At 31.7% G+C, this 13,507-nt stretch carries 11 protein-coding genes; 2 read left to right on the top strand and 9 right to left on the bottom strand.

Features of this window, described 5'->3' with window-relative positions; all coding sequences use genetic code 11:
- Positions 1-140: 140 nt before the first annotated feature.
- Both rpsU and ACQY1Q_RS16910 read right to left on the bottom strand, forming a co-directional pair.
- Positions 141-338: a 30S ribosomal protein S21 gene (gene rpsU, locus ACQY1Q_RS16915; protein ID WP_431006512.1), complete on the bottom strand. Its 198-nt coding sequence runs from the start codon at positions 336-338 to the stop codon at positions 141-143.
- 136 nt (positions 339-474) lie between these two features.
- Positions 475-1,854 (bottom strand): alpha-amylase, encoded by a 1,380-nt coding sequence (locus tag ACQY1Q_RS16910; RefSeq protein WP_431006511.1) that lies wholly within the window; start codon positions 1,852-1,854, stop codon positions 475-477.
- A gap of 264 nt (positions 1,855-2,118) precedes the next feature.
- Between ACQY1Q_RS16910 and cls the strand changes: the two genes are divergently transcribed.
- The gene (cls, locus tag ACQY1Q_RS16905) at positions 2,119-3,558 is read left to right on the top strand and encodes a cardiolipin synthase (RefSeq protein ID WP_431006510.1); all 1,440 of its coding nucleotides are present in this window, start codon (positions 2,119-2,121) and stop codon (positions 3,556-3,558) included.
- 64 nt (positions 3,559-3,622) lie between these two features.
- Here cls and ACQY1Q_RS16900 read toward each other — a convergent pair whose 3' ends face one another.
- The 7 genes from ACQY1Q_RS16900 to ACQY1Q_RS16870 all read right to left on the bottom strand — a co-directional run bounded on the left by ACQY1Q_RS16900 (position 3,623) and on the right by ACQY1Q_RS16870 (position 10,501).
- Positions 3,623-4,789, bottom strand: a complete 1,167-nt coding sequence (locus ACQY1Q_RS16900) for an acyl-CoA dehydrogenase family protein (RefSeq protein ID WP_431006509.1) — start codon at positions 4,787-4,789, stop codon at positions 3,623-3,625.
- Between the two features lie 23 nt (positions 4,790-4,812).
- A complete protein-coding gene (locus ACQY1Q_RS16895; protein WP_431006508.1) occupies positions 4,813-5,715 on the bottom strand; it encodes a hypothetical protein in 903 nt (300 codons plus the stop codon).
- Positions 5,716-5,731: 16 nt separating this feature from the next.
- Positions 5,732-7,423 carry an alanine/glycine:cation symporter family protein gene (locus tag ACQY1Q_RS16890; protein WP_431006507.1) on the bottom strand — a complete coding sequence of 564 codons (1,692 nt, stop codon included), beginning with the start codon at positions 7,421-7,423 and terminating at the stop codon, positions 5,732-5,734.
- Positions 7,424-7,490: 67 nt separating this feature from the next.
- A complete protein-coding gene (locus tag ACQY1Q_RS16885) occupies positions 7,491-8,411 on the bottom strand; it encodes an SDR family oxidoreductase (RefSeq protein WP_431006506.1) in 921 nt (306 codons plus the stop codon).
- A gap of 37 nt (positions 8,412-8,448) precedes the next feature.
- Positions 8,449-9,450, bottom strand: coding sequence for a potassium channel family protein (locus ACQY1Q_RS16880; protein WP_431006505.1), 1,002 nt, complete (start codon positions 9,448-9,450; stop codon positions 8,449-8,451).
- Positions 9,450-9,677, bottom strand: a complete 228-nt coding sequence (locus ACQY1Q_RS16875; RefSeq protein ID WP_431006504.1) for a PspC domain-containing protein — start codon at positions 9,675-9,677, stop codon at positions 9,450-9,452. Before ACQY1Q_RS16875 ends, ACQY1Q_RS16880 begins: the two co-directional genes overlap by 1 nt.
- A complete protein-coding gene (locus tag ACQY1Q_RS16870; RefSeq protein ID WP_431006503.1) occupies positions 9,677-10,501 on the bottom strand; it encodes a class I SAM-dependent methyltransferase in 825 nt (274 codons plus the stop codon). The genes ACQY1Q_RS16875 and ACQY1Q_RS16870 overlap by 1 nt, the downstream gene beginning before the upstream one ends.
- A gap of 109 nt (positions 10,502-10,610) precedes the next feature.
- On the opposite strand from ACQY1Q_RS16870, the gene uvrA reads away from it, so the two are divergent.
- Positions 10,611-13,430, top strand: a complete 2,820-nt coding sequence (gene uvrA, locus ACQY1Q_RS16865) for an excinuclease ABC subunit UvrA (RefSeq protein WP_431006502.1) — start codon at positions 10,611-10,613, stop codon at positions 13,428-13,430.
- Positions 13,431-13,507 lie beyond the last annotated feature (77 nt).

The raw sequence follows: 13,507 nt of genomic DNA, 5'->3' as shown, positions 1-13,507 counted from the left end.
TTTTTGAGTACGTTTTACATGTTTGTTTTTCATGACACTTAATTTTTAGTGTAACGCTATTTCAGGACGGGACAGTAACACAAACAAAAAACCCGCATTAAACAATGCGGGTTTTTATATTATTTGAAGTAATAAGTATACTATCCTACTTCTTCTTCTGTTCTTAATCTTTGAACGTAAGAGGCTTTAATCTTTTGCGCTCTCTTAGCTACAGAAGGCTTAGTAAACTGCTTTCTATCACGTAGCTGCTTCATTGTTTTAGTACGATCAAATTTACGCTTATAACGTTTTAACGCTCTATCGATATTCTCTCCTTCTTTAACAGGTATGATTAACATATGTTTCCACCTCCTTTCATTGTAGTCTTTGTATGTTTTATGCAACTGATTTTCAAATCAATTACTGGTTACTTCTTATTTTTGGATTGCAAAGATACGGAGAGTTTTTTAACTAACAACTATTTAATTTTAAATTTTATTTTGGCGCCCACACTGAATAGCTTTTGGGAGGTACTTGAATTTTCACCCATCGTCCTGCTTGAGTAACAGGCTCCCAATTTGAATGCCCTGTATAATCTTTTATTGTTGTATTAGACCAATTGGTTTCTACCCATCGCTCTTGCCAATAATCTGCATTATTAATGTATACCACTAACCCGGAATTATTGTACCCATTTCTTTTGGCCACATACTCATCTGTATCTGCATACAAAATATTAGTAGTTCCTCCGGCCAAGTTATTATGAATCCAAATCAGATTATTAAGTCGTTCTTTATTAAGCCATTCTTCATAGTCTCTATAAAAAATAGTTGGATAACCTTCATGTGTTAATATATAAGCATAGGCTAACATTTTTCCTTGATAAATTTCATTTGTATCGTGATTAGTTACAAAAGTTACCGATTTAGTTGAGTTTCTTTTCCACAACATATCATCATTTAATTTATTCAGGTTGTTTCCTTCAAAAGCATCTCTCATTCGATAATAACAAGCAAAATCAAATGCACTTGCTTCTGCTTGGTTGGCCCACCACTCTAGTGTTCCTGCATTACCATCCCAATATTCACCTACAGTAAACCCTCCTACCTCATTCTTCCAATCTTTAACTACCCATGGCTCAAACCCTTTAACATAATCGAAACGCCAACCATCAAAACCAATTGTATTTTTATAGTACTTAGCTACAGATTCAGCATTCTTCCATAACTCATTTTGAACTCTGACTTGATGATGACATAAATCCGGAAAACCTCCGAATGTTCCGGTATCACTTGAGTGATTATGATTAGGATGAAAATCATTATAATCTCTATTAAATCTTCCCGACAATGGTGTAAACTTCGTCCAATTACTCTGTCCGTTAACCGGATTAACCTCACTTTGTCCTCCGCTGTTATGATTAATTACAATATCGGCAATCACACTTAAATTTGCCGTATGAGCTGTGTTAATTAAACTTTTTAGCTCTGCCTCAGAACCAAAACGTGTTTCTACACTTCCCATTTGATCATACTTTCCGAAATCGAAATAATCAAAAGGGTCATATCCCATAGAAAAAGCTCCGTTTTGTGCTTTAGTTGCCGGAGGTAACCAAATAGCATCAATTCCTGCATCACTCCAATCTTGTACTTTTGTTTTAACTGTATTCCACCAGTTTCCGCCTGCCGGAACATCCCAATAAAACGCCTGCATTAGTACTCCTGTACCAATTGGCTTTAATCCAGATCTCGAAGATCTTGTTACTTCTTTTTTGCTAAGTTCTAGTTCTTCTTGCACCTGATCTTCAGATGAACAGGCTAAAAAAAACAATGTTATTGGCACTAAAAACCAATAGGTATTAAGAAGGGTTTTCATGTGTTTAGTTTTTAAATTTTCATGAAGTTAGAAATTGAAATTCAGATAACGAAATCGTTATCGAAACGAAAACGATTTCGTGTTGAAAACTTACAACTTTCAATCTAAAACAAGTGTAAATGGCCATTAAAAACTGAATTTAAAACCATTAAAAACAATATTTTATTTCGTTTTTACCATCTTCTAAATAATTATAGATTTGAGAGTTCGAAAGAATTACAGATATTCTTATTTTTTATAATATCTTTAAGAAAGTAAAATTATATGGAAACTACTTTATTGCTCTTATTTTATATAGCCATTCTTATAACGATGTCTGTTATTATCATTAACACATCTTCACCTACTAAAGCTTTGGCTTATCTTTTTTTGCTTTTTACTTTTCCTTTTATTGGAATTCTTGTGTATTTATCTGTAGGTATTAATTACAGAACGTATAAACTCTACAATAAAAAATTAGGTATTGATAAAGCAGCTTTTCCTGAATTAAAGGAGCTTATAAAATCTTATACTCAAGAAATATTGGTTACACATAAAAAGGATTTACAGCATTTTTTAAATCTAGCAAAATTTATTCATAAAGAAAACTCATTAGCCTCTGACACTAAAGTTGACTTATTGGTTAATGGTGAAACTAAATTCCCGGAAGTAATCAATGCTCTTGAAAATGCTAAAGAGCATATTCATATTGAATATTATATTTTTCAGAATGACAAAATAGGAAATCAAATAAGTGAAATACTAAAGAAAAAAGCGGCTCAAGGAGTTAAAGTACGCTTAATTTATGATGATTATGGTTCTAAAAACATCCGAACCACCTTGGTAAAATCATTGCATAAAAGCAATATTGAAGCTTATCCTTTTTATAAGATTAAATGGTTATTATTTGCTAATAGAATTAATTACCGAAACCATCGTAAAATCATTATAATTGATGGAAAAGTGGGATTTGTAGGTGGTGTAAATGTATCCGACAATTATATAAACCCTAACAATAAACAATATTGGAGAGACACTCATATTAAAATTGAAGGTTTAGCCGTTATGAATTTACAACGCATATTTTTAGCTGACTGGAATTTTTGCTCGAATCAAAATCTTACGGTTACCGAAGAGTTTTTTCCTATTCAAGTACAACCGAACTCTTCCAGCCATAAACAACTTGTACAAATTATTTCCAGCGGACCAGATTCTGATCATCCTAATATTATGTATGCCATGATTCAAGCTATTTTATTAGCTAAAAAAGAGATTCTTATTACCACTCCTTATTTTGTTCCGGACTCTTCGTTTATAAATGCTATTAAAATTGCCCGATTAAGCGACGTAACAATTAAGATTTTAGTTCCCTATATTTCCGATTCTAAATTGGTAAATGCTACTTCAAATTCTTATTACAAAGAATTATTAGAAATAGGTGTAGAAATTTACAGATATAAAAAAGGATTTATACATGCAAAAACTATGGTTTTTGATGGTTTAGTTTCAACTGTAGGGACTGCTAATTTAGATCACCGAAGTTTTGATCTTAATTTTGAGGTTAATGCTTTTATTTATAACAGTACTTTTTCTGAAACTTTAAGTAGTACTTTTTTTACTGACTTGAAAGATGCTGAGCAAATAGACTTACAAACATGGAACAATCGTCCTTATTATATACAATTTTTTGAACGTGTAATCAGATTGCTAGCTCCTTTAATGTAATTAGATTCTTATTTAGAAAAAAACCACTCAAAATTGAGTGGTCTTTTATTTAAAAATATCACGACTATGTAGCCGGTTTGTATTCTTTTTTATCAATGATCATTTTAGCTATGATTTCTTTAAGGATTTCAGAAGTTCCTCCTCCTATAGGTCCTAAACGACTATCTCTTAACAGTCTTGCCATTGGGTAATCTTCCATATATCCATATCCACCTAACAACTGAAGAGCGTCATATACAATTTCATCTGCCATTTTAGTGGAAAGCAACTTACTCATACTTGCTTCTTTTACTACATATTGTCCGTCATTTAAACGCTTAGCAATTGAGTAATTGTATTCTTTGCACATGTCAACCTTACTGGCCATTTCGGCAATTTTATGTCTTAATGCTTGAAACTCATTTAAGTTTTTACCAAAAGCCTGTCTTTCGCTCATATATTGTAATGCATAATCAACCGCATATTCAGATCTGGCATGAGCATTAATTCCCATAACTAATCTTTCAAGAGCAAAATGCTGCATGATATATGAAAACCCTAAGCCTTCTTCTCCCATTAAATTTTCTTTAGGAATCACAACATTATCAAATGCAATTTCAGCTGTATCTGAAGCTCTCCATCCTAATTTATCTAACTTAGTTGAAGAAACTCCTTTAGTATCTCTATCTACAACAAAGATACTTATTCCTTTGTGTTTACTTTCCGGGTTTGTTTTAGCTGCAACAACTAAATAATCAGAATACACTCCATTCGTAATAAAGGTTTTTGAACCATTTAATACATAGTTATCTCCATCTTTTATTGCGGTAGTTCTCATTCCTGCTACATCACTTCCTCCAAAAGGTTCTGAAATACATAAACAGCCTATTTTTTCACCGTCAATACTAGGAGTCAAGTATTCTCTTTTTATTCTGTCATCTCCTTCTTTATTTAGATGAGTCATTGCTAAATAAGCATGTGCCCACATATTGGCGGCAAAACCACCTGAGTTTATTTTTTGTAATTCTTCTAAAAAAATTACTGTATAGAAAAGATCTAAACCTAAACCACCGTATTCTTCCGGTTGATTTAAGCCAAAATATCCCATTTCTCCAAATTTCTTCCAAATAAACCTCTCAACTGCCCCGTCTTTTTCCCATTTATTTATGTGAGGAACCACTTCTTTTTGTAAAAAGTCTTTAAAACTTTGACGAAAAGATTCGTGTTCTTCAGTAAAGTACATACTATTCATTGATTTTAAAAATTAGTTGTTGTTTATTTTGCTTCCAAATATAAGATTATTCTATCGTATTTTTCCAATGGAAAATTGCTAATATTTTTCAATTCTTTTATGTCTTGAATTTCCGCAACCTCTTCTTTGTAATCAAAAATTTTCTTACATAGTTCAAAATCGATATACGGATTTTTTAAAACTTCTTTAAAAGAAGCTTCATTAACATTGATTTTTTGTATTGTTGGTTTTTGTAGTATTTTAAACACACTTAAAATGGCTTCAGCTTCTGCTTTATTTATACCCCAAACTTCTTCTAATTGATTTTCAAAAGTAAATCCTTGAATCCTATTTCTATACTTTATTAATCTACCGGCAATTCTGCTATCTACATTCAGCGATTCTATAAAGTCTTTTTCAGTTGCTTTATTGATATCTCGTATTTCTTCATTTCTAAGCTTACTTATAGGTGTACTTACATTTTTATTTTCCCTCTCTTCAACTTTAAAGTTTTTCTTATTCTTTTTATTAATCCAATCCGGAAATTTAAAATAGGGAGCAATTTTTGCCAGTAAACTATCAGAAACTTTGGTAACTTCTTGAAACTCTTTTTCAGAATTCACATATTTATTTTGCTTTCTGTATTGATGGAGCCTATCTATTTCTTCGATAGACATTCCTAACTGATAGCCTTTAAAATCTGATATATAATTGGGATTAAATAAGTAAAAAGTTTGCTTTTTTACTGTCTCAACATTTCTTTTTCTAACACTGTCAATAGCTTGCTGAATGGCCATTGTATTGCTATAATCGTTTTCTTTTATTTCTTTAGCTGAAAAATCAGCATAGGTGTAGATGCATTGAAGACCAGCAATAAGTATAATTAAAAAGAAAACCCCATTTCTTTGTCGTTTATCGTACCAGAAATGGGGTTTAAATATTTTCATTATAACTACTTGTTATTTATTCTTCTATAGCTTCTTTTTTTAGGTTAATAGCATCTACATATCTTTTCAGCTGCTTTTTAACCACTGGCATTAACAAGTATAAACCAACCATATTAGGGAATACCATTGCAAAAATCATTGCATCTGAGAAATCCCAAATAGATTTCATACTTGCGGCTGCTCCAATTACCACGAAAGTTAAGAATAAAATTTTATATGTTAAATCTGCTTTTTTACCTCTACCAAATAAAAACTTCCAAGATTGCAAACCGTAGTAAGACCAAGAAATCATTGTAGATACCGCAAATAACACTACTGCTACTGTTAAAAACACATTTGAAAAAGGGATGTATTGTGCAAATGCTTTTGAAGTAATTCCGGCTCCTTCATATGCAACACCATCTATAAATACAGACCCGGTACCATCACCACCATATTCGAAAGCTCCTCCAAAATTAAAAATGATAATTACCAATGCAGTCATTGTACAAATTACTACAGTATCAATAAAAGGTTCTAATAAAGCTACTAATCCTTCTGATGCTGAATATTTAGTTTTAACTGCAGAGTGCGCTATAGATGCAGAACCTGCCCCTGCCTCATTAGAAAAGGCAGCTCTTTTAAACCCTACTAATAATACTCCTATTACCCCTCCAACACCAATAGCTTTTGGATTGAATGCTTCTCTAAGGATTAAAGAAATTGCATCATCAATTAAAGAGAAGTTAACTCCTAAAATATAAAAACATGCTACCAAGTATAGTAACGCCATAAAAGGCACTACTTTTTCTGTTACTGAAGCAATTCTTTTAATTCCTCCTATAATAATAATTCCTACTAACGCAGCTAACGCTACCCCAATAATAGCTCCTGCCGCAGTACTTTCTAGTCCTAATAATTCTTTTATTACAATGGTTGCCTGATTAGATTGTGCGGCATTACCTCCACCAAAAGAACCTCCGATACAGAAAACAGCAAATAAAGCAGCAGTAATTTTACCTAAAGTTGCAAATCCTTTTTCTTTTAATCCTTTTGATAAATAATACATAGGTCCTCCATATACAGTTCCGTCTTTTCCTACATCACGATAATGAACCCCTAAGGTACATTCTACAAATTTTGTAGACATTCCTAATAATCCACAAATGATCATCCAGAAAGTTGCGCCTGGTCCTCCCAAAGCAATTGCTAAAGCAACCCCTGCAATATTTCCGTTTCCTACAGTACCTGAAACAGCTGTTGCTAATGCTTGGAAGTGTGATACCTCACCCTCATGACTCTCATCTCTGATAGTATCTTTTATATCACCATCAATTTCTAAATCACTATGTAAACTTTCTATATTTTCTATATGCTCTTCAATATCATCTACTTTATTCATATCTACTCCTCGAGCAATTCCATCTTCACCATATAATAATTGAGCTCCGTGTTTTTCTATATCTTCATACTTTCCTCTTACTACGTTAATGGCTGTAAAAAAGTGACGAATATTCGGAAACCCAAAATAAACCGTAAAAAAAGCGGCACTAGCCACTAATAAAATCAATACAAAAGGAGTTCCAAAAACCGGAAAGAAAATAACACTACTAAAGAAATCTGAGATAGGTTTAAATGCTTCATCTATTTGTTGGTCTAAACCTTTTTCTTGTGCAAATGTTAACATAGGTATCATTAACATTAATAAGGACAGAAGTTTTTTCTTCATAATTGTATGTCAGTTTTTTTGAATTAGTGGGGTGCAATATCTTAAAAAATTGAAGTTTTCCCAACTTTTATACGTTAAATGTGTTTTTTAGAGTTATCTTTTCTTTAAAGTTTTGTAAATCTTCTTTAAAATTTCTTGTTTTTAACCCTAATTGGGCTTGTGTTTTTTCCAGATTAAAGCCTGTTTTCGGGGGTCTTTTTGCCTTTTGATTTAACTCCTGAGACGAAATTGGGCGGATACAGTTTTTATCTAATTCAAATGTTTCTGCAATTTGCAGAGCAATTTCATAAACACTTAATAATTTATTAGACGATATATTAAAAATTCCATAGGCCTTTTTATCTATAGCTAATTTGCAAGCTTCTGCCAGTGTTTCTACATACGTTGGCATTCTATATTGATCGTTAACAACCGTTATCGTTTTTCCTTCTTCCAACGATTTTTTAACCCATAAAACAATATTACTACGTGACATATCATATACTAAACCGTACACTAAAATGGTTCGTAAAATAGTATAATTTACAGTTGAATGGATTAATACCTCTTCTGCTTTTAACTTTGATAGTCCGTAATAACTTAATGGATTGGCCGTATCAGTTTCATAATAATCCCCTTTTTCACCGTCAAAAATAAAGTCTGTTGAAAGATGAACAATATGCGTGTTGTTTTTTTCTGCAAAATTTTTTAAATCTTCAACTACTCTAACATTCAAAATATCACATTTTTCTTTTTCATCTTCACATTGGTCAACTTGAGTCATAGCAGCTGTATTAACTATAACATCCGGTTGATATTTTTGTAATTCCTGAATGAATTCTTGTTGTTGAGTAATATCTGTAGAAACATAGGTGAAATCATTTCTTCCACTTCTATTTTTTCCTTTTGAAAACCCAATAACTTCATATTTATCTTTTTCTTCCAACAACAAAGACACTAAACTTTGCCCCAACAATCCGTTACTTCCTGTTACAATAATCTTTTTCATTTAGTATGTTCCTGTATTTTAAAAACAGTTCTTTTTATTAAAATAATTCTCGTAGTTTATTAATTTGTTCCGGACGTCCTAAAACAATTAGATTAGAATCTACTATTAATTTAACTGTAGCATCCGGGTTAATAACATATTCATGTTCAGGAGACTTATACCCTATTACCGTACAACCCGTTTTTCGCCTTAAATCTAAGTCTAATATTGTTTTTCCTATATATTCTTTAGGTAAATCATTTACTGAAATTTCTTCTAAATTAGCCGTAGTATCTCCTTCTATAGTTAATCTATCTACAAATTCAATTACATCCGGTGTTACTACTAAAAGGGCCATATGAGCGCCTCCTAATTTATCCGGCATAATCACGTTATCGGCTCCGGCTATTTTTAATTTACTATACGAACTTTCTTTAGAAGCCCTGCTTATAATTTTACAATTTTTACTCAACTGCCTTGCTGTTAACACCACAAATAAATTATCAGCATCAGAAGGTAAAACTGTAATTAAGTTATGAGCATTATGAATTCCTGCTTTTATCAAAGTTTCATCTAACGTTGCATTTCCTTCAACATTTAACACCTTGTGAATATCCAACTCACTAATTAAATCTTTATCTCTTTCAATAATAACTACTTCTTTCTTATAACTTTTTAATTTTGCTAAAGCTTGTTTTCCGTTTCTCCCATACCCACAAACAATAGTATGCCCTTGTAATTCTTCTATTTTTTTTTGCACTTTTTTTACTTTTAATTGATGAAAAAACTGTCCGCTAATCAAATATTCTGAGAATGACGATACTGCATATCCAAATATGAAAAGACTGGATAAAATAAGACCGATTGTAAATACTTTTTCTCCGGTTCCAAAAGGATGCACTTCACCAAAACCAATAGTGGTAACAGTAATAACTGTCATATATAAAGCATCTATAAAAGAATAGTTGAACAGGAAAAAATATCCTCCGGTTCCAACTAACAATATTAATACTGAAAATATAATTGCCTTATATAAACGCGACGCAAATAATGTACCCATTACAAATCAAATACTGAAGATCTTTTCGTATAAATCATATCTTTTAACCTTAACAAAAACGCCAGTGTTAAATACAAACCAAAAGATAGCCCAATAGTTACAAATGATATATAAATAAAAAACAGCCTTACATTTACGGCTCTCATTCCTAATCTATCAGCTAAACGTGAGGAAACATAAAAACCGTTTCTCTCAAAAAAATGACGCACTGAATGGATAAATTTCATTAAACTATTTTTTTTAAAATGTAAAAATTCTCGTTCAAAATTAAATCTCTTTCTAACTTCACGATATTATTATACTTTTTTGAAAGACTAAAAAAATCCTGGTGATTAACTACAGTATAACTTCTATTTTTTATATAAAAATCATCTTCTATAGTTTGCCAGTCAGAAGCCTTAGTCTTAGCTACTTTTTTGTTAAAAAAATCCAACAACTTTTTAAATGCTTTCGAACTTTTGAGTTCTTCTTGAAAGGATGCGCTTCCTATATAGTCATCTTTGCTTTGTAGCTTAGAGAAAAAATCAAAAAGCTTTTCTGTATCTTTTCTCGACAAAAAAAACAGCACTCCTTCGACTAAAATAAAAGAAGTTTTTCCTTCTTTAAGCAAATGTAGTTTTTCTAGTAAAATATCTACATAGTCTTTGCTAAAATCAACTCCAATAAAATGAATTTTCTTTACAGGTAATTTGCCTTGTTTTTGAAACTCTTCTATTTTTCTTTTTTTATAGTCAATAATTTCTTCCTTATCTATTTCAATATTAATTATAGCCTCATCTAATAAAAAAGGATACATACTAAAACCACATCCAAAGTTAATGAGCACTTCCGGCTTTAATTTTTCAATTTCTTCAAGAAAAAAACGATTTCTCAAACAATGTGCTGTAACTTCCTCGATACACACTTCTTTAAGATATTCTTCTATCCATGCATTTGTTTCTGCATTATTCCATAGTTTTGCATATACATCTCTACTCAAATCTTCATTTAACGACCTAAACGTTGATGTAACAAAAGCTGTTTCATGTATTTCAATACTTTGACTACTCATTTTAATTGATTAACATGCAAGATACCAATTTCAAATTATTTATTTAATATCACTACTTTAAAATAAATTTGGTTTTGGTAACTTTGCTACTTTTGGTAAAACTCTCACTTTGAAAGAGCAAGAATACATTGAAGTATATGGAGCAAGAGCCCATAATTTAAAAAATATTGACGTTAAAATTCCTCGTGAAAAACTGGTGGTTATTACTGGTTTGAGCGGTAGTGGTAAATCTTCTTTAGCTTTCGATACTATTTATGCCGAAGGACAACGAAGATATATTGAAACATTTTCTGCCTATGCCCGCCAATTTTTAGGAGGTTTAGAGCGACCGGATGTGGATAAGATTGACGGACTTTCTCCTGTTATTTCTATTGAACAAAAAACTACTAACAAAAGTCCGCGTTCAACTGTAGGCACAATTACAGAAATTTACGATTTTCTTCGCCTGCTTTTTTCTCGTGCCTCCGATGCTTATTCTTATAACACCGGTGAAAAAATGGTTAGTTATTCTGATGAGCAAATAAAAGATTTAATACTTAAAGAGTATAACGAAAAAAAAATAGCAATTCTAGCTCCGATAATTAAATCAAGAAAAGGGCACTATCGAGAATTGTTTGAGCAAATTTCTAAACAAGGTTTTGTACGTGTTAGAGTTGATGGCGAAATACGTGAAATTGAAAAAGGAATGAAACTTGATCGTTACAAAACACATGATATTGAAGTTGTAATTGATCGGTTAGCTGTGAATAGCGCTGTTGAAAAACGTTTAGAAGAAACTATAAAAACGGCTCTTTATACAGGCGAAAATATTTTAATGGTTATTGATGTTGACACCAATAAGCCTAGGTATTTTAGCAGGGAATTAATGTGTCCTACTACCGGAATTGCTTACCCAACTCCTGAGCCCAACACTTTTTCTTTTAATTCACCTAAAGGGGCTTGTTCTCATTGTAACGGATTAGGAATTACTAATGAAATTAATTTTCAAAAAGTTATTCCTAATGATACTATCTCTATAAAAAACGGAGGAATTATACCACTTGGAGAACAAAAAAACAGTTGGATTTTTAAGCAGTTACAAATTATTGCGGAACGTTATCATTTTAAACTAACTGACCCTATTAATAAAATTCCGAAAGAAGCTATTGATATTATTTTAAATGGAGGAAAAGAAACATTTTCTATCCAATCGAAAGCTGCCGGAGTTACCCGAAACTATGAAATTGACTTTGAAGGTATAGTTGCTTTTATTCAAAATCAATATACAAACTCTGATAGTTCATCAATTAAAAGGTGGGCTAAAGATTTTATGGATGAAGTAACCTGTTCTGTTTGCGAAGGAAAACGTTTAAAAAAGGAAGCATTACATTTTAAAATTACCGATAAAAACATTAGTGATTTAGCTAAAATGGATGTTACTGAACTAGCAAATTGGTTTGCTAATATTGAGTCTGAATTTTCAGACAAGCAACTAAAAATAGCTAGTGAAATACTAAAGGAAATAAGAACAAGAATTCAATTTTTATTAGATGTTGGACTGGATTATTTAACCTTAGACAGAACTTCTAAATCTTTATCAGGAGGAGAAGCACAACGTATACGTTTAGCAACTCAAATTGGTTCTCAACTTGTGGGGGTTCTTTATATATTAGACGAACCTAGTATTGGTTTACACCAGCGAGATAATGAAAAGCTAATAAACTCATTAATCAAACTTCGTGATGTTGGAAATTCTGTTCTGGTAGTTGAACATGATGAAGACATGATTAAGCATGCTGATTTTGTACTAGATATTGGTCCGGGTGCCGGTAGACACGGTGGAGAAATTGTAAGTAAAGGAACTTTTAACGATTTAAAATCTCACAACACCCTTACCGCTGATTATTTAGCAAAAAGAAAATCTATCAAAGTACCGGAAAAAAGAAGAGAAGGCAACGGAAAATTTTTAAAACTTTCAGGAGCTTCCGGAAATAACTTAAAAAATGTATCTGTAGAATTTCCTTTAGGAAAAATGATTTGTGTTACAGGAGTTTCCGGAAGTGGAAAATCTACGTTAATTAACGAAACGCTTTACCCTATTCTTAATGCTCATATATATAATGGTGTAAAAAAGCCAATGCCTTATAAAAGTATTGATGGTTTAGAACATGTAGATAAAGTAATCGATATAGATCAATCTCCTATCGGACGAACTCCCAGATCAAACCCGGCTACCTATACCGGTGTTTTTAGTGAAATTAGAAGCTTATTTGCTAAAACTCCTGAAGCATCTATTAGAGGTTATAAACCCGGGAGATTTAGTTTTAATGTAAAAGGAGGTCGTTGTGAAACTTGTCAAGGAGGGGGGTTACGAGTAATTGAAATGAACTTTTTACCCGATGTACATGTTGAATGTGAAACCTGCCAAGGGAAACGTTTTAATAGAGAAACTCTTGAAATTAGATATAAAGGAAAATCTATTTCTGATGTTTTAGAAATGACCATTAACGATGCTGTTGACTTCTTTGAACATATCCCTAAAATACATCGAAAGTTAAAAACGATTAAAGATGTTGGTTTAGGATACATTACTTTAGGACAACAATCTACTACGTTATCAGGAGGAGAAGCACAACGTATTAAGCTAGCTTCTGAACTTTCAAAAAAAGATACAGGAAATACTTTTTACATTTTAGATGAACCTACAACCGGACTCCATTTTGAAGATATAAGGGTATTGATGGAAGTTTTAAACAAACTTACTAATAAAGGAAATACTGTTTTAATTATTGAACACAACTTAGACGTGATTAAACTAGCTGATTACATTATAGATGTTGGTTTAGAAGGTGGAAAAGGAGGTGGTAAAATTCTTACAACCGGAACTCCTGAAGAAGTTAGCAAACATAAAACCAGTTATACTGCTAAGTTTTTAAAGAAAGAACTATAATTTTGAGTCGTCCTAAAATAGGTTGACAGATTTAAAAAATATTATTTAAACCAGAGAGGCTAGCTTCTCTGGTTTTT

It is taken from the genome of Tenacibaculum sp. TC6, assembly GCF_050606265.1.
Classification (GTDB): Bacteria; Bacteroidota; Bacteroidia; order Flavobacteriales; family Flavobacteriaceae; genus Polaribacter.
Note: the sequence above shows the minus strand (reverse complement) of the source record. Positions and strands in the feature narration are given on the sequence as shown.